This window comes from Halostagnicola bangensis, assembly GCF_054653435.1.
Genome location: NZ_BAAIGG010000001.1, coordinates 168559 through 185144, shown reverse-complemented (window position 1 = coordinate 185144; position 16586 = coordinate 168559). Strand labels below are relative to the sequence as shown.

15 protein-coding genes and 2 pseudogenes are annotated in these 16586 nt (G+C 58.8%); 9 read left to right on the top strand and 8 right to left on the bottom strand.

Annotation, left to right across the window (positions count from 1 at the left end; translation table 11 throughout):
- Window positions 1-57 precede the first annotated feature (57 nt).
- Complete coding sequence (locus tag ACYQ14_RS00915; protein ID WP_459883879.1) at window positions 58-363, top strand: hypothetical protein; 306 nt, start codon at window positions 58-60, stop codon at window positions 361-363.
- 246 nt (window positions 364-609) lie between these two features.
- Here ACYQ14_RS00915 and ACYQ14_RS00910 read toward each other — a convergent pair.
- Window positions 610-1233 (bottom strand): annotated as a pseudogene (locus ACYQ14_RS00910) (DUF7509 family protein).
- A gap of 96 nt (window positions 1234-1329) precedes the next feature.
- Here ACYQ14_RS00910 and ACYQ14_RS00905 point away from each other — a divergent pair.
- The 4 genes and pseudogenes from ACYQ14_RS00905 to ACYQ14_RS00890 all read left to right on the top strand — a co-directional run bounded on the left by ACYQ14_RS00905 (window position 1330) and on the right by ACYQ14_RS00890 (window position 4772).
- Window positions 1330-1743 (top strand): annotated as a pseudogene (locus tag ACYQ14_RS00905) (ArsR/SmtB family transcription factor).
- A 93-nt stretch (window positions 1744-1836) separates the two neighbouring features.
- Window positions 1837-2541: a uridine kinase gene (gene udk, locus ACYQ14_RS00900; protein ID WP_459883876.1), complete on the top strand. Its 705-nt coding sequence runs from the start codon at window positions 1837-1839 to the stop codon at window positions 2539-2541.
- A gap of 231 nt (window positions 2542-2772) precedes the next feature.
- Window positions 2773-4386 carry a hypothetical protein gene (locus tag ACYQ14_RS00895; protein ID WP_459883874.1) on the top strand — a complete coding sequence of 538 codons (1614 nt, stop codon included), beginning with the start codon at window positions 2773-2775 and terminating at the stop codon, window positions 4384-4386.
- A 113-nt stretch (window positions 4387-4499) separates the two neighbouring features.
- Window positions 4500-4772 (top strand): HalOD1 output domain-containing protein, encoded by a 273-nt coding sequence (locus ACYQ14_RS00890; RefSeq protein ID WP_459883872.1) that lies wholly within the window; start codon window positions 4500-4502, stop codon window positions 4770-4772.
- A 239-nt stretch (window positions 4773-5011) separates the two neighbouring features.
- On the opposite strand, the gene ACYQ14_RS00885 is transcribed toward ACYQ14_RS00890, so the two are convergent.
- Window positions 5012-5440: a universal stress protein gene (locus tag ACYQ14_RS00885; protein WP_459883870.1), complete on the bottom strand. Its 429-nt coding sequence runs from the start codon at window positions 5438-5440 to the stop codon at window positions 5012-5014.
- 119 nt (window positions 5441-5559) lie between these two features.
- Here ACYQ14_RS00885 and ACYQ14_RS00880 point away from each other — a divergent pair, with 119 nt between their 5' ends.
- Together ACYQ14_RS00880 and ACYQ14_RS00875 are read left to right on the top strand one after the other, a co-directional pair.
- A complete protein-coding gene (locus ACYQ14_RS00880) occupies window positions 5560-5868 on the top strand; it encodes a MazG nucleotide pyrophosphohydrolase domain-containing protein (protein WP_283838216.1) in 309 nt (102 codons plus the stop codon).
- Between the two features lie 455 nt (window positions 5869-6323).
- On the top strand, window positions 6324-7838 hold the full coding sequence (locus tag ACYQ14_RS00875) for an MATE family efflux transporter (RefSeq protein ID WP_459883868.1): 1515 nt from the start codon (window positions 6324-6326) through the stop codon (window positions 7836-7838).
- Between the two features lie 192 nt (window positions 7839-8030).
- Here ACYQ14_RS00875 and ACYQ14_RS00870 read toward each other — a convergent pair whose 3' ends face one another.
- Complete coding sequence (locus tag ACYQ14_RS00870) at window positions 8031-8387, bottom strand: hypothetical protein (RefSeq protein WP_459883866.1); 357 nt, start codon at window positions 8385-8387, stop codon at window positions 8031-8033.
- Between the two features lie 344 nt (window positions 8388-8731).
- On the opposite strand from ACYQ14_RS00870, the gene ACYQ14_RS00865 reads away from it, so the two are divergent.
- The gene (locus ACYQ14_RS00865) at window positions 8732-9172 is read left to right on the top strand and encodes a universal stress protein (RefSeq protein WP_459883864.1); all 441 of its coding nucleotides are present in this window, start codon (window positions 8732-8734) and stop codon (window positions 9170-9172) included.
- Window positions 9173-9180: 8 nt separating this feature from the next.
- Here ACYQ14_RS00865 and ACYQ14_RS00860 read toward each other — a convergent pair whose 3' ends face one another.
- Complete coding sequence (locus tag ACYQ14_RS00860; RefSeq protein WP_459883862.1) at window positions 9181-9588, bottom strand: hypothetical protein; 408 nt, start codon at window positions 9586-9588, stop codon at window positions 9181-9183.
- 392 nt (window positions 9589-9980) lie between these two features.
- Entirely contained in the window at window positions 9981-11171 is a 1191-nt protein-coding gene (locus tag ACYQ14_RS00855) for an outer membrane protein assembly factor BamB family protein (protein ID WP_459883860.1), read from the bottom strand.
- A 115-nt stretch (window positions 11172-11286) separates the two neighbouring features.
- Here ACYQ14_RS00855 and ACYQ14_RS00850 point away from each other — a divergent pair, with 115 nt between their 5' ends.
- Complete coding sequence (locus ACYQ14_RS00850; protein WP_459883858.1) at window positions 11287-12135, top strand: ParA family protein; 849 nt, start codon at window positions 11287-11289, stop codon at window positions 12133-12135.
- A gap of 230 nt (window positions 12136-12365) precedes the next feature.
- Here the strand turns inward: ACYQ14_RS00850 and ACYQ14_RS00845 are convergent, their stop codons facing one another.
- The 3 genes from ACYQ14_RS00845 to ACYQ14_RS00835 form a co-directional block, all read right to left on the bottom strand.
- A complete protein-coding gene (locus tag ACYQ14_RS00845; RefSeq protein ID WP_459883855.1) occupies window positions 12366-13409 on the bottom strand; it encodes a zinc-binding dehydrogenase in 1044 nt (347 codons plus the stop codon).
- 91 nt (window positions 13410-13500) lie between these two features.
- Window positions 13501-15198, bottom strand: a complete 1698-nt coding sequence (locus tag ACYQ14_RS00840; RefSeq protein WP_459883853.1) for an acyl-CoA mutase large subunit family protein — start codon at window positions 15196-15198, stop codon at window positions 13501-13503.
- 111 nt (window positions 15199-15309) lie between these two features.
- The gene (locus ACYQ14_RS00835) at window positions 15310-16455 is read right to left on the bottom strand and encodes an acyl-CoA dehydrogenase family protein (RefSeq protein ID WP_459883851.1); all 1146 of its coding nucleotides are present in this window, start codon (window positions 16453-16455) and stop codon (window positions 15310-15312) included.
- Window positions 16456-16586 lie beyond the last annotated feature (131 nt).

Genomic DNA, 16586 nt, shown 5'->3' with positions numbered 1-16586 from the left:
GCGGGACGACAGCCTCCACTCCCCGGTTGACCCTGTGAGATCCGAGTTCTCGAAGGCATGCTCGAGTTCCCGCTCGAGTTTGTCCTCCGAGATGGTGCCTTCCTGATACTGTCGTTTGAGACGGTCCGTTCTGGATTGGCTTGGTTGGTCGCGAAAATCGCGAAAGGGCTGACTCGATCGGTCGCGAAGTTCCTCCGAATAGTCAGTGGGAGAGTCGATCCGCCCGATTACCGACAAATAGACCGGCCAGAACGTGAGAACGGTCAGCGCAGCGAGACCGAACCCAACAATTCCCGCCAGCGGAACGATCAAAAACGACAGCAGGGCTGGAGCGACCAGAAATCCGAGCGAGACGAACAGTAAGTATCCGGCTACGGAACCGCTAAAGAGGGAAAACACGCTTCGTCCGAACGTGCCGTCGGGCGTATACTCTTCAATCAAGCGTCGTATCTGAAAGGGTCAACGAATGCTGAGGAGCGGACATACCTGCCAGTATTCTTGTCTATCCTCATAAATTTGCATAGCTGAGTAATCAACGGGGGTGTACGCAGTGAACGAGTATCCCAAACGGCTCACGTATTCGAAGATAGTAGGCGTAGAAGACGAAGGTTAGTCATCAAGACGAGAAATCTCGCCGCGCCGCTCGCGGTGCATAATTCCTCCCGCAAATTGTCGAAGTTTGGTGACAAGTTCGTCCTCCGTTTCGTACGTTACAATCCGCAAATCCCACCGCACTTGCGCTGACCGGATCATCGCACTGGTTACGTCATTTTCGTGAGCGAAGACAAGTCGATCGCCATGCGTCTCCGAAAGCGCCTCGAGAATGCTCCCTGCTTCTTCTCCGACGCCGAAGTTGTGGCCGAGAAAGGGGAGAACGAACGCCGTTGCATTACTGCATCAAGTATACGCTATGCTTTGCGTTGCGGCATCGACCTCCGTCGTATCAACCCCGAGATCCAAAGCCAAGAAGGCGTTCACACCTGGATCCGTCCGTAACGATCCTTGTACCCGTCGCAAGAGCGCTTTGGCCTCGTCGATCTCGTCTTTGCTCCGAAAAAGCTGACGCAGCGGACCGGGCAGGTCGTCGATGTCGATCCGTTCACGTTCCGTTTCGCTCAATACGTAGTTGAGGTTGAACGATTTATACGGGCCCATCAGATAAAGAAGGAACCGATCGTATTTCACGTTTCCAAGTTGATCGCGGATAAAATCGCGCGTAATTTCTGTGGTCATACCTACTCATGACTCACTATCTTATAAAAAAGTGAGTTCTCAGTATTCTTCGGCTTGACAAAATCTAAATGATTGGTAGTCGTAGGACAACACAAGATGTCGACCGACAGCAAACGGCCAACCGAGGAGAAGACCCCGGAGGACCCGGAGGACCTCCTCCCCGAACAAAGCGTCCTCACCCTTGAGGAGTACGTCCAGATGCACGCCGCTGTCGGTCATCGAACCAGATACGAGATTTGCTATCGGCTCGTCCACGGCGGCGACATGAGCCCCAAGTAACTCAAGGAGGCCCTTGACGTTGACGACAGCACCCTCCACTATCACTTGAACGAGCTGGTCGACGTTGGACTCATCGAGAAACGACAGCGGACCGAGCGGGATCAGGACGGACTGTACACGTACTATCGGGCCACCGTGTTCGGCTCGGTGACTCTTACCGACGGCGTCGACGAACTGATCCGCGGCGAACGAGCGTTCGACTCGATGTACGATAGCTCGAGCGAGGCGTAACCGTTCTCCGTCACTGTATTCGTTCGCAATAGCTAACAATTTCGTCGGCCGGATTTCACGACCTTCTTTACGATAGGCAGTAAGGATTGGTCGATGAGTATTCCCTCGTTCGTCATCGCCATCGCCGGCGGCACCGGGGCCGGCAAGACGACGGTGTCCCGGGAAATCGCCGATTCGGTCGGCGAGGCCGTCACGCGCATTCCACTCGACAACTACTACAAGGATCTCTCTCACCTCGAGTACGAAGAACGAAAATCGGTCAACTACGACCATCCGTCGGCGTTCGAGTGGGAACTCCTGCGAAGCCACCTCGATTCGCTCTCGATGGGGCAAGCGGTCGAAATGCCACAGTACGATTTCGAGGTCCACAACCGGAAGGCGGAGACAACTACCGTCGAGCCGACGGATATCCTCATCCTCGAGGGAATCCTCGCGTTATACGACGAAGAGATCCTCGACATGCTGGATCTTCGGGTGTACGTGATGACCGATGCGGACGTTCGAATCCTCCGTCGGATTCAACGGGACGTAATCGAACGCGAACGGGAACTCGAGGGGGTTATCGATCAGTATCTAGGGACGGTTAAACCGATGCACGAGCAGTTCGTCGAACCGACGAAATCCGACGCCGATATCATCATTCCGGAGGGAGCTAATCGGGTTGCGGTTGATCTCCTCACCGATAAGGTGCAGGCAGAACTCGAGCCGGAAAACAGCGATCGGAGCAAAGCCGTATCCTTCGACTCCTTGGACGGTCATTCATCGGCCGTCGACACCGAACCCGACCACTCCGGCTGAAAGTCCCACCGCGATCAACCGGGTTAGAGGAGCGGTAGCTGACATGTAGGGGACCGCTATTCTCGCTAGGGAAGCCGTTGACAGCGAAAGGGAGATACCACAGCGACTGTCACTCGATTTTCCCGGACAGACACGGATTTTCAACACTCAATTCGAGTAGGTAGTTGCTACAAATGACGGTCATCAGTTTCTAAAAAATGATTGATACGCCGCCTGACGGAGAGGGGTCATATGGTAGGGTTCAACCGGCGACGATTTCTCACGGCGACAGCGTCCGCAGCAATTCTTTCGTCGATAACCGGATCGGCGATGGCTCGCGACCCAGCGAAAGAGACTGCGGACGCACCTGTATCGGGATGGAAATATCTCACCGCGCCGAGTAGTCTGTACGAAAATTCCCTGCGAGTCGACGACGGCTACCTGCTGGTCGGCGGGAGCGACGTTCCGGACGAGTTCGGAACGCAGGGACTGGCGACCAAACTCGCCCAAACCGGAGAACTGGAGTGGGAGGAGACATACCGATCGGCCCCCCAACAGGAGGCTCGAGAGATGGAGCCGCCGACGGGGCCGATTCCCGAAGATTGGCTAACGCTTCCACTCGAAACCGGCGACGGATTCCTGCTGGTCGGCTGGACGTATTTCGACGGGGCCGCGGTGTACGTCACTCGCATCTACGATGTGGACGAAGACGGAGCCGTCCAAAGCGAGCAGTCACTCGGCGAACTGGAGGACGCCTCCGCGTTTAGCTATCTGCGAGATGGCATCGAAACCGAAGACGGCTTTCTCTGCTGTGGGGCAGAATCGCCGGGTATCATGCTCGGGAGCGCAGGCTGGCTCGTCGAACTCGAAGGGGACGGATCAGTCGCAGGGTTCACCAGATATCCGGCGACAGAGCGCGACCTCGAGACCACGAGCAGGTCCGACGTGTTCAACGCTATCGCGCCGGCACCGGACGGCTACGTCGTCGCCGGCTCGTACGAACCGGATTCAGAAGCGCCGCCCCGGGGGTGGGTACTCGGTATCGACGACGATCTGAACGAGCGGTGGGACGACCGCTTCGCTCTCGAGGAAGACGAACCCACGATCGTCTACGATGTCGTACAAAGCGATGTGGAAAATTACGACTTTCTGGTTGTTGGCGTGAGCGGCGCGGTCGATCGATTCGGACGCTCGGCGCTCCGCGATCCGGAAGGAACGGGTGATGGATTCGTGGCGGCGTACACGGACGATGGAACCCAGCAGTGGCTCGAAACGCTGGAAGACACGCCGCTGTTCTGTGCACAACTGACGCCGTCGGGCGTCGTCGCCGGGGGCGCTCGGAACGGGAACGGCTGGGTCGGAACGCTCGATCGGACTGACTTCCAGGCCGATCAGTCGAGTGTCGTCAGTTCCCTCTCTCGAGGACACGACGGCGGCGTCGTCGCCGCCGGGAGACGGGTCGACGGTGAACAGTCCACAGCTTGGGCGCGAACGGTTTCGGTTTTGGGTGAAGATAAACCGCCGAAAGGGCCTCCGAAAGATGAAACGATCGAGTATCTCGACTGCCAGCGGGTCCGTGTCGTCGGTGATTATACGGATGTTATTTTGAACATCACCTTCGACCCCGGTGACGGCCAGGTTGGGACGATTAGCGAACCGGTCGGCGGTGTCGACGGAGAACGCCGTATCGACGCCGTAGCGGAGTTCGGACTCGATCCTGACAACACCGTCCTCGCGTCCGTCGAACTCTTCACCACCGAGGAGCCCGCGACGCCGGGGCTCGGCGATGAGGTGGTAATAAACCCGGATCTCGGGGCCTGTCTCCAGGAACAGCTCGGACACCTCGATATCGATTCTGGAGAATAGGATCGAGTTGCAGCATGCAAATCTATTTACCCACAACAACGTCAGACGCATAGCTGACGAGCGTCATCGAAGGATCACCGATATTTATATAACCCAACGTGGCAGCGAATTATATGACACGCAAGGAACTGATGAGCCTCCGAGTGGTCGAGAAAGTCGCAGATCGTGAGGGCGTGCCATCGACCGAGCTCTCCCCGCCGATTTACGACGTAATCGACACGGACGCTCTCGACTCGCTTTACGACTCGGTATCCTCGGACCGAGTACAGCCGACGCTCGAGTTCACATATAAAAACTACTTCATTCGAATCGACTCGACGGGGCAGGTTCACGTCGAGGAGACCGGCGCAGTCGTCGACCCGGATACGCACGGCCTGAGTTGCTAACGAAGAAAAGTCTCCCCGCTTCCTCCGCCGTCCGCTGCATCCACTGTTTGCCCAGCCTCAGGTGTGGTCGACCTCGGAATGTGTACCAGTCCTAGAACGTGAGCCGGTTTGGTGACGTGCGCCAGTCCTAGAAAAAGGGACTCGAACTCGCACAAAGCGTGAGCCGATTTCGGTGACGTGCGACGGGACCCTAATCACCCGCCAGCTCCAACCGTATCCAACCGGCGGTCGCGTTCGGGCTACCTGATGACGGTCACCGGAACCAGGGCACGGCGAACAACGATTTCGGCGACGCTTCCGAGGTGAAGCTGTGACGCTCCGCCGCGGCCGTAGCTACCGATAACCACGTGATCAGCGTCGGATTCCTCCGCACACGCGACGATCGATTCCGCGGGGGAACCAACTGACGTTTCCCGTTCGATAGGGTTTGCAACGTCGTGACCCTCGAGTGCCCGGTCGAACAGTTCCGATGCGCGTCGCTGTTCGGTCTCGAGCCATTCGTCGGTCAACGGTTGGTCATCGATATCCTCGGGGTTCGGATCGAACGGGTCGATCGCGTGGAAACAGAGGATGGTGGCTTCGGGAAACCGTTCGAGAGCGTACTCGAGACCACGTTCGGACTGCTCGGAGCCGTCGAGGGCGACGAGGACGCGTTCGTCGGCGTTCATAGCCAGTCCTTCGAGGAGGAGTACAATAAGGGCCAGCCTGATAGCGAACGGATGAGAATCCGGACGCTCGTAGCCGCTTGCCAAACCGTTATTTACTCCCTCTTTATACGAAAAACGTGATGGACGACAACTGCCAGACCACGGTGAACGCCTTTCTCGAGGAGCACGACCTCGAGAGCCCGCCCGAAAATCACGTTCTGGATCTGTCCGCGGAAGTGGGCGAAATCGCGGGAGCGATCAACGCGTCGACCGAGTACGGTTCGAAACCCGAACGGGCCCAGGTTCCGAGAGACGAACTCGGCGACGCGATGTTTTCGCTGCTCGCGGTCTGTGCGTCGCTCGATGTCGACGCGACCGCCGCGCTCGAGGAGTCGATTGAGAAGTACGAACGGCGGATCGAAGAGTCGGGGAATCCGGGCTCGAGTTGAGAAAGTCGATGCCTTTTCTCATCGACCGCTTCGGGGATAATTCTCCTGCTTTCAGGATATTTGAATCAACAGCAACTCCGCGAAATCCCTGATAACGGAACACCCACGGTATGGAAGCTGACTGGCTCTACTCGGGCTCTCGAAGGGCAGAGTATGGACGAAGAGACTGCTATCGTCCTCGCGGAAGAACGCAAACTGTCGCCACACGAAACCGGCGATCATGCTGTTCAAGAATCGGGAATCATCGCGGTATGACAGAGGGGACGGGTATTATCTCCATCGGGATCGAAGACACGCAGATTGAATTTTTGCCCGAGTCATTCGAGAAGTGAGTACGGTTGAGCACAGTGATTGGGATTAATTCACTGTGAGGTGTGGTGTCGAACCGGAACCGGTTTTCCCTGCCGCGTCGGGAACGTCTTTTCCGGGGGGTCGTCTAGCCGGTACCGATTCCGTTGGCACGACGAATTCCGAACCCGTTCCGACAACTCATCCTCTGGATCGGACTCGCGCTCGCCCGCCTCGGTTTGATAGACCGCGAGCGAGCGCGCCGGACAACCGATCTCGCGTGGCCCCGAATCGTCACCGGGCTCGCACGAATGTCGAAAAACGCCGTCGACGTCGCGATGGTCGGCGTCGCCGTCGGTTCGGGTGCCATCGCCGGAGTCGGGTTCGCTGCCCCCTACTGGGGGCTTGCCTTCGCCCTCGGCGGCGGCGTCGCGGGCGGAACGATCGCACTGGTCTCACAGCGGTACGGAGCTGACCGCTTCGATCAGATGGGGCAGGCGGTCCGCTCGAGCGTCGTCTGCGTCCTCGCGGTCACGGTACCGGTTGCGGCCGTGTTCTGGGCCTACCCCGTCGAACTCATCTCGCTGATCAGTAACAACGAGGAGGCTATCGAATACGGAGCCGAGTACCTGCGAGTCGTTGCGCTGGGAATCCCCTTCGCGGGGCTGAACCTGATCGGCAGTCGCACGTTCGTCGGGATGGACGACTCGTGGACCCCGATGGTCGTCCGAGCGGGCGGCGCGGTCGCGAACATCGTCCTCAACGCCGTCCTTATCTTCGGCCTCGGGATGGGCGTCGTCGGTGCCGCGCTGGGGACCGTCATCGCGAACGTCGTCGTGACCGGCACGTTTGGCGTCGGACTGATCACGGGACGGCTTCCGGGCCTCGAGCCGTTCGACGTCAGCATCAGTCCCGTCGGAAGCTACCTCGACGGGGAAACGATCTGGGACCTGACGACGATCGGACTCCCCGTGCTCGGATCGAAGCTCGTCTGGACGATCGCCGAGTTTCCGATGCTCGCCATCGTCGATATCTTCGGACAGGATACCGTCGCCGCCTACGTCATCGCCCGCCGGATCTGGGGCCTGATGAACACGCCCGGCTGGGGCTTCGGCCTCGCCGCCTCGAGTCTCGTCGGCCAGAACCTCGGGACCGGCGACGAGTACACCGCCGAGCGCTACGGCAGGGAGATCGTCTACTTTTCGACGGCGGTCTATCTGATCGCCGGAGCGATCGTCTTCGTCTTCGCGGAACCGATCGCGCTGGCGTTTACCAACGATCCGGCGGAGCTATCGATACCGACGGCAGTTGGGCTCATACGGGCGGCTTGCGGGGCGATCGTCTTCAAGGGAGTGTACACGGCGGCCGCGGGAGCGCTCAACGGAAGCGGCGACACGCGATGGCCGTTCTACAGCCAATTGCTCGGGATGTTCGGGCTCTCGATCCCCGTCGCGTATCTCGGCGCGACGGCCGTGTCGATCCCGGATATCGGTCCGACTCCGGTCCTCGAGCTGACGATTTCAGGCGGAACGATACCCGCACTGGGACTTACCGGGCTCTATCTCACCTTCTTCGCGGAGGCGCTTACACCCGCGGTGATCAACTACTACCGGTTCTCGACCGGCAAGTGGAAGGCGATCAGTCGAAGCTACCGCCCCGATAAAGCGCCTGCTGATGACTGATACGGTCTGCTGTAACGATTTACCGGTGGTGAGTCGAACCGTGTGAGACGAGCCTCGGTGGAGGAGCGAAGCGAGTCAACCGTTGCAACCGCAGGGCGGTCGCGGTTGTACTGGCAATGACTTACAGCAGTCCGTATGATAGAAGCGTATCTACGGGATTCAGCAGGTCCGAAGCGAGCGCGACCGGCGGCGCTAGAATCCAGGAACGCCGACGGCATCGAATCCGGTGACACCGACCGCGGCAAGCGCATACAGCACGATCAGGACCGTCAACCAGGCGAGAAGACCGATCATCGCAGCGGCGGTCCACTCACCCGGATACCGGAAATTGATGACCGCGATGTACGCGAGAAGAGCCAACAATGGCCCCAGTAACGGAATCCAGCCGACCAGAAAGCCGACAACGCTCCAGATTATCGCACCGATCAGCGCTGTGACGATCGCGTGATCGTAATCGCCGGCACCGACGATAACGCGAGCACCGACGTATATTCCGGCTGCACCGATCAGGAGGCTCACGACGAAGACGATTGCTGAGGCGACTACCATAGTCGAGGTGTCAACTGGGGTACCGAAGTGGATAATGCTTGCAAACGATGGAACAATGCCACGAGCGACGTCGGTGATTCTCGAGTCGACTATAGGGCCAGCCTACGGTACGTTTGCCACCTGCACAAATCACGCCCGAATGGAGAGTATATCGGATATCGCTCGTAAATTCGAAATGATAGTCACGACTGTGGAACGATAGCTGCGAACTCGAGACGGGAGTGAATGAGGTGGGATATCCTCGGATCAGCTTGCCGACTCGACGTAAGCAAGGAGCGGACTAAGAACGCAACTCGGAGACCGTTCGGGGCTACGTTGACGTATCTGGAGCGTCGAGAGTGCGTATGTTCGATACAATCTTGATCCCGACTGACGGCAGCGAATACGCCAGGGCTGCCGCACAAAAGGGACTCGAACTCGCACAAACCCACTCTGCCCGCGTACACATCGTTTCCGTGGCCGACGCTGGACCGCTCGGGGACATTCGATTACCGGGTGACGCCTCGAGCGCCGAAGACGCAATGAGCGGAAGAGCCACGGAGTACGTCGAGGAAATCGCTGAGAAAGCACAGGAGCACGATATCGAAGTGATGACTGCAGTCCGGACGGGATCGCCGGGAAAACAGATACTCGAGGCGGCCGACGAAGTCGATGCCGACGTGATCGTCATGGGAACCCGCGGCCGGGGCGGGGTACACCGAATGGCGGTCGGGAGCGTCACCGACCACGTCATTCGATTCGGTGACATCCCCGTTTTCGTCGCCAATTCGGGATCCGAACAGTAACGGCGGAGTCAGCTCGAAATTCGGTTGATCGCTTTCGTTCGACGACCGATCGACCAGCCGAGCAATGCGAGACCGACATAAATACCGATCGCGGGGAGGACGAAGGCCTCGAGAACAGTTTCGGGAGTGAATCCCATCGAATCCATAAAGAGCGCGATCAGCAGAGAGACAAGAAAGAGACCCAAGCCGATATCTGCGGACCGCATCGTCGGTAACTCTCCGGGCGTCGAGTAGATTCGGCCGGTGAGGTACCAGACGATCACAAACGTGAGCCAGCCGACAACCAGCGTGAGCGCGGTCATGAAGAGATCACCGGGGTAATATCTCGGAAGCACCGAGAGGTGAACGAGGACTGTAACGAGCAACGCGACCCCCAAAAGCGCGTACAACATCGGCGACTGGCTACTCCGGTCCATTCGTATACGAGAATACGAGGTTCCTGGGTTAAAGCGTTCGGCCCGGCGGAAATACACGCTGGTTCGGAATAAACCGCTTCAGAGGGAGGCGCGATTCTCGATCAGTCGTTTCGTCGAACAACGCGGACCCTCGAGCGGTCGGAATCTCGAGTTTCGATTATCGAATCGAACACTGATTCCGAAGTGACCATCTGATAGGGTCGGTTGTCAGTCATTTCCGGCCATTCGCCACCCCGCTCTGGCGACAAACCGGTACACAGGGACAACCACCCTATGAGACAAGAATCTATTCCGCCGCTGTCGGAGTGACGGATCGACCTGTGATCCGATCGTATTGGCGAGATCCCGTGGTAACGCGAGATTGCGAGGGACGAGGACAGACACACGAACTGCTACAGCGATTCGACCTCGAGACGCGAGAGAAACGTCCCGTCCGAGAGGAAGAACCGATCGCCGACCGTCGAAATGTCGACCGGTCTCGCATCGTCCGCCCCGTACTCGTCATTGCCCACTAGTGTACCCGTCTCTGTCTCGTAGAGCGAGACTGTTGGTGGATCGTCGAAATGGGCTACTGACGGCCCCTGAAGTGGTTCGACGCCGCCGAGGACGAGGATCCGATCAGCACCAGCTGACACACTCGTCGGCACGCTTTCGAGCGGGGTACTCCACAGACGCTCGCCGTCGGGTCGGTCGACCGCCTCGAGATGTCCTTCGGTACCGACAATGACCATGTCGCCGACCAGCGACGGTGCAGTCGTCACCTCCCCGAAGTCGGCTTCCCAACGGATCGATCCATCGGCCGAATCGATGGCAGACAGCGTATTGCCGCCTGCACTGACGTAGACGGTATCGGTTCCCGCCTCGAGGCCGACGAGAGCTTCGACTGGTTCGCTCCACCGGTGCTCGCCTTCAGTGTCGATCGCCTCGAGGATTCCGTCATCACGGACAACGATAAGCGACCCCGCAGTTGCTACCGGGGGGTCCACGTGGGCGTGGGCTAATTCGGACGTGAATCGTACGTCACCGGCGGTTCGCTCGAGACCAACAGCTTTCGAGGCGACCTCCTCATCGTCGCTGACAACCGAAACGACGAGACAGATGAGGTCCGCCATCGGGACCGGAACGATCGACGGACTGTCCGCTCGAGATTCAGTCGGTGACAGCCAATCGTTGGTCGCCCACTCGAGAGAGCCAGTTACCGCGTCGAGTGCACAACAATATCGCTGGTCGGTCACGGTGTAGACAACCCCATCAGTAACAAGCGGGAGCGAAACCTCGTGATTCAGCGAGGTGAAATCGGAGAGTTCGTGAGAATCAGTTCCGGTACCGTCGATTTCCCACTCGTGATCTCCAGTTTCCGGGTCGATACCGACCAGGGCGAGATTGCGAGTATCTCGGCCGGGAACGACGACGAGCGGCTCTTCGTCGGCGTTCGTACCGAATCTGGGCGAGTGGAGGGCTGTTTGCCATTTCGACGGGAAACCTGTATCATCTTCGCCGACAGAAAGGCGATCGGTACAGCCGGAAAGTCCTACTGGAACGGCTCCGAAAGTAGTACGAAGTATATTTCTTCGGGAGGGCATACTTTACTAAGACTGTTATTTCCAATTTCATAACACTTTCGGGCGGAACTAGTTGTCAGCGACTCCGATTTCGATTGGACAGCGTTTTTGAGCACCGGGCCATCTATCCCCGTACATGCACACGTATTCCGTCTGGTCCAGCGAACGGGGGCCTCAAACCACTGCCATCACCGCGAGCCTCGCTCGAGCCCAGGCCGAGCGAGGTGATCGGGTTCTCGTCGTCGATTTCACACCGCCGGGCGGCGGTCTGACGGAGTACTTCGGCCTCGAGACACAAGACAGATACGAGGAAAATATCGTCTCTCACTTGCTCGAAGAGGATACCGAGCCGTTCGACGAACTCATTCGACCAGCAGAGTCAGGCGTCGACATCGTACCGACCCACGACTATCTCGCGGAACTCGATTCCATCCTCGAACAAAACGCCGTCCTCTCGGAACAGTCCGCACCGCGGATCGGCTACGAGTACCCGAAAACGGAACAGCTCCACCGAGTTCTCTCTGATTCCAAAGTATTCTACCAATACGATATTATCCTGGTCGATTCTGGAACAGGAATCAATCAGTGCACCTACAACGGCGTGTACGCCGCCCCAAATGTCCTGATTCCGTTCGAAGCGGGCGCACAAGTCGAGACGCTCGAGAGCGAATTCGAAACGATCGAAGAGACGCTCGATTCGATCGAGGTGGACGTGCTCGGAACGGTTCCTACTGGCCTCGAGTCCGACGGGACGGGCGAGTATGCTAACAATGTCGCCGACGTGTCAGCCGAACTCCCGGCGACGGGCATCGGAATCGATGACTGCCCGTCGCTATTCGAAGACGTTCGCGTCGCAAAGACGAGCTTCCACGAGTTCGAAGCGAACGAGGAGTACCGACAGCTCGAGGATCACGAACGGGATATCCTGGAATCGGTAGAGGAACTCGCCGAGTACGTCTCGACGGAGCTGAAGCCCCCGTATTGAGCAGGTGGTAGAATAACTGCGAGCGTGCCCGATCCCTTGTTCGAGTGGCGGCCGTTCACGGCGAATATAATTCGTTGGTGTATCACTCGTTGGGATATCGGATATGAGTTGTATATTTGGCAAGAGTTGTTCGAAAAACTATCATATTTCTCATATAATCAGGAAACGACGTCATCGGCCACAAAACGGTGTGCTATATCGGTCCCGAAGCGGGATCGAACCAGAGTGACTCAGTCCAATTCGCTATCCGGTTTGACGACGACCTTGCCGAACCCTTCACGATCCTGAAGCATTTCGTGTGCTCGAGCGGCGTCGCTCATCGGTAACACGTCTCGGATAGCCGGTTCGAACGTTCCGTCCCAGACGAGTTCCATTACGTCGTCGACCTCGCCGGGCGTCGCCATCGTCGAACCCAGGATGTTCAGTTGATTCCAGAAAATGCGATTGATGTCCGTCTCGGGAGCGCCACCCGCAGTGCCGCCACAAGTGACGAGCCGGCCGCCCTTGGCGAGGCTCTTGATCGAGTCACGCCAGGTCGGTTCGCCGACGTGTTCGACGACGACGTCGACGCCGCGGCCGTCGGTCTCGTCGTGAATCCAGTCGGCGAAGTTCTCCTCCTCGTAATTGCACACGTGATCTGCACCGTGTTCGCGTGCGTACTCTAACTTCTCCGCACTGCTTCCGGTCGCGTAGATTCTCGCGCCGGCGTAGTCGGCGATCTGTAATGCCGCATGACCGACGCCGCCGCTCGCACCGAGGACCAGCACCGTCTCGCCCGCCTTCAATTCGGCGCGTTCGATCAGCATCCGCCAGGCCGTCTGGAAGACCAGCGTCGCCGACCCCGCCGTCTCCCAGTCGACGTGATCCGGCACTCGAATCAGGTTTTCCGCCGGAATCGCGGCGTATTCACCGTGAACGCCCGTGACGTGTTCGCCGATAATGTGAAAGGTCTCACAGAGCGAGGCCTCGCCGTCGCGACAGAACTCACACTCGCCACAGGAGACCCCCGCGGAGAGGGCGACTCGATCCCCGCTCTCGTACTGGGTGACGTCTTCACCGACCGACTCGACGAGACCCGCCGCGTCGCTGCCCGAAACGTGTGGCAGGTCGAGGTCGAGCCCGGGAAGCCCGCGGCGCACCCAGATATCGAGATGATTCAGCGCGCCGGCTTTTATGTCGACCAGTACCTCGTCCGGCGCTGGTTCCGGATCCGGAACCGTACCGTACTCGAGTCCCTCGATTCCACCGTGTTCCGTGACTTTGACGGCGTCCATACGCAGACTAGTTGTGTACGCGCGGAATAGTTCTGGTGAAACCGGCGACGAACGGAACGCAATTTCACACCGCACCCGAAGATTGACTGTCTCAGGCGAGACTCACGGTCTCCTGATACGAGCCGTACGTCTCCTCGAAGACCTGCATGATCTCGCCCATCGTCGTGTAGACCTTCACGGCATCGACGATCGGCGGCATGACGTTTTCGTCTGCCTCTATACACCGCGACAGTTCCTCGAGCGCCGCCTCGACCTCGCCGTCGTCTCGCTCGTCTTTTACGCGCTCGAGTCGCTCGAGTTGGTTCTCGCGGGTCGTCTCGTCGACGTGGAGGATTTCCGGAGAGGTATCCTCCTCAATCGTGTACTCGTTGACGCCGACGACGACCTCCTCGCCGCGTTCGACGCGCTGTTGGTAGTCGTAGCTCGATTCCTGTATCTCGCGGTGGAAATAGCCCTCTTCGATCCCCTGAAGAATGCCGTCCCGGACCGATCCGTCGCCAATTTCTCTGATCTCCTCGAGATAGGCCATGATTTCTGACTCCATTTCGTTCGTTAGCGCTTCGATCGCGAAGCTCCCGCCCATGGGATCGACGATGTCCGCGGCACCGGACTCCTCGGCGATAATCTGTTGTGTCCGAAGCGCGACGCGAACCGCATCCTCGCTCGGCAAGGCGAGCGCCTCGTCGAAGCTGTTGGTGTGTAGCGATTGGGTTCCGCCCAGAACGCCCGCGAGCGCCTGAATCGTCACTCGGACGATATTGTTCAGCGGCTGCTGGGCCGTCAACGACTGTCCCGCGGTCTGCGTGTGAAACTTCAGGCGTTTCGATTCCGCCCTCTCGGCGTCGTACCAGTCCTCCATCACGCGGGCGTAGAGGCGACGCGACGCGCGAAACTTCGCGACCTCCTCGAAGATCGAGTTGTGCGAGTTGAAGAAAAACGAAAGGAGGGGCGCGAACTCATCGACATCCAACCCCCGCTCGAGACAGTCCTCGACGTACGCGAAGCCGTCGGCCAGCGTGAACGCCGCCTCCTGGGCCGCCGTCGAGCCCGCTTCTCGAATGTGATAGCCCGAAATCGAGACCGGGTGGAACTTCGGCGTTTCGTCGACAGCGAACTCGATCGTATCTGTGACGATCGAAAGCGACGGCTCGGGCGGAATCACCCACTCTTTCTGGGCGATAAACTCCTTGAACATATCGTTCTGGAGGGTCCCGCGGAGTTCCGAGCGGGGAACGCCCTGCCGGTCGGCGAGCGCGACGTACATCGCATATATCACGGCAGCCGAGGGGTTGATCGTAAACGAGGTGGATATCTCGTCGATATCGATCCCTTCGAAGAGAATTTCGAAGTCAGCCAGCGTGTCGACCGCAACGCCTTCCTTCCCGACCTCGCCCTCGCTCATCGGATCGTCGGAATCGATTCCCATCAGCGTCGGCATATCGAACGCGACCGACAACCCGGTTTGACCCTGGTCGATCAGGTATCGAAACCGCTCGTTTGTCTCCTCAGCGGTCCCGAATCCGGCGAATTGTCGCATCGTCCACGTCCGACCGCGGTACATCGTCGGATAGGGGCCGCGCGTGTAGGGCGGTTCGCCCGGAAAGCCGAGATCCGACTCGTACTCCATGTCGGCAACGTCCTCGGGCGTATACAGACGATCGACCTCGTGGTTCGACACGGTCGCGAATCGATCCTTTCGCTCACCGCCCTCGAGTGACTGCTCGAGGGCACCCTCCTCCCAGCGCTTGCGGTGATTGCGAACCGTCTCGAGGTCGTCCGAGTCGTACATGGTCGTCAATGATGGTGTCGATATCCTAAACTCTTGTTCTCGTTCGCTTACAGTTTGCCAAACCGATCCGCTCGAAGCACGAGGAATTTCAGAACTGTTCCAAAGAAGGTATTAGTCCTTCAAATTTCTCGCGATTATCTTCTTTTGGATCTCCGAGGTGCCCTCGTAAATTGTCGTGATCTTGGCATCACGGTAGTACCGTTCGACGTCGAAGTCCTTCGTGTATCCGTATCCGCCGTGGACCTGAATCGCCTCGTTGGCGACGTCGACCGCCGTCTCGCTCGCGAAGTACTTCGCCATGCTCGCGGCCATCGAATCGACGCCGTCCTCGTTCTTGCGCGCGGCGTCTCGAGTGAGCAATCGGGCGGCCTGCACGTTGGTCTGCATATCCGCAAGTTTCTGTCCGATCGCCTGGTGCTCGATGATGGGTTCGTCGAACTGTTCGCGCTCGTTCGCGTACTCGACCGCGTCCGCAAGGGCCGCCCGTGCGACGCCGACCGCCTGACTCGCGATGGCGATTCGACCGCCCGTGAGAATCGAGAAGGCCGCTTTGAGCCCCTCTCCGACGGGGGTGAGCCGATTCTCCGCCGGAATCCGAACGTCGTCGAACAGAAGCGTCGTCGTATCGCTCGCTCTGAGCCCGAGTTTGTCCTCTTTCTTTCCGACTTCCAACCCCTCTACGTCCTTGGGAACGAGAAACTGGGTGACAGTCGCGGGGTCGGCAGGGTCCGTTTTAGCGAACAGAATAATAACGCCGCTCCGTTCTCCGTTCGTGATCCACTGTTTCTTTCCGTTGATGACGTACTCCTCATCCCGGTCTCCGCTGGTGCTTTCCTCGAGACGGGCCGCAGTCGACAGTGCGGCCGGATTCGAGCCGGCGTGGGGTTCGGATAACGCGAACGCGCCGACGGGACGGCCGGCGGCCATCTCCGAGAGCCATCGCTTTTTGTGTGCGTCCGAGCCGAATTTTCGAATGCAGGAGGTCGCCAAACAGTGAACGGAAAGGGCCGTCGCTACCGCGAGGTGTCCCGCTGCGAGTTCCTCGTTGACGATGCTATACGTGAGCTGATCCACATCGATTCCGCCGTACTCCTCGGGAACGGTGAGCCCGGTGAGATCGAGTTCTGCGAGTCCATCCCAGACGGTTTCGGGAAACCGCTGGGTTTCGTCTGCCTCCGAAACGCCGTCGGTGACCTCCGATTCGACGAACTCCCGGACGGAATCCCGGATAAGTCGTTGTTCGTTCGTGAGATCCATACCCAATCAACGAGCGTGTAGATAGTAAAATGGCGGGTCGTGATCGGACGGTTCAACGCTGTCTTTCAGCCTCCCGCCACACGAAAAGCGACGCCGGAACCGAGCGAGTGCCAACAGATCGAGTTCGAACG

Coding starts and splice junctions, on each gene's coding strand:
- ACYQ14_RS00880 (WP_283838216.1), top strand. CDS start 5,560: ATGGACGACAACTGCCAGACCACGGTGAACGCCTTTCTCGAGGAGCAC.
- ACYQ14_RS00865 (WP_459883864.1), top strand. CDS start 8,732: ATGTTCGATACAATCTTGATCCCGACTGACGGCAGCGAATACGCCAGG.
- ACYQ14_RS00835 (WP_459883851.1), bottom strand. CDS start 16,455: ATGGATCTCACGAACGAACAACGACTTATCCGGGATTCCGTCCGGGAG.
- ACYQ14_RS00885 (WP_459883870.1), bottom strand. CDS start 5,440: ATGAACGCCGACGAACGCGTCCTCGTCGCCCTCGACGGCTCCGAGCAG.
- ACYQ14_RS00890 (WP_459883872.1), top strand. CDS start 4,500: ATGACACGCAAGGAACTGATGAGCCTCCGAGTGGTCGAGAAAGTCGCA.
- ACYQ14_RS00850 (WP_459883858.1), top strand. CDS start 11,287: ATGCACACGTATTCCGTCTGGTCCAGCGAACGGGGGCCTCAAACCACT.
- ACYQ14_RS00860 (WP_459883862.1), bottom strand. CDS start 9,588: ATGGACCGGAGTAGCCAGTCGCCGATGTTGTACGCGCTTTTGGGGGTC.
- ACYQ14_RS00855 (WP_459883860.1), bottom strand. CDS start 11,171: ATGCCCTCCCGAAGAAATATACTTCGTACTACTTTCGGAGCCGTTCCA.
- udk (WP_459883876.1), top strand. CDS start 1,837: ATGAGTATTCCCTCGTTCGTCATCGCCATCGCCGGCGGCACCGGGGCC.
- ACYQ14_RS00845 (WP_459883855.1), bottom strand. CDS start 13,409: ATGGACGCCGTCAAAGTCACGGAACACGGTGGAATCGAGGGACTCGAG.
- ACYQ14_RS00895 (WP_459883874.1), top strand. CDS start 2,773: ATGGTAGGGTTCAACCGGCGACGATTTCTCACGGCGACAGCGTCCGCA.
- ACYQ14_RS00915 (WP_459883879.1), top strand. CDS start 58: ATGCTCGAGTTCCCGCTCGAGTTTGTCCTCCGAGATGGTGCCTTCCTG.
- ACYQ14_RS00840 (WP_459883853.1), bottom strand. CDS start 15,198: ATGTACGACTCGGACGACCTCGAGACGGTTCGCAATCACCGCAAGCGC.
- ACYQ14_RS00870 (WP_459883866.1), bottom strand. CDS start 8,387: ATGGTAGTCGCCTCAGCAATCGTCTTCGTCGTGAGCCTCCTGATCGGT.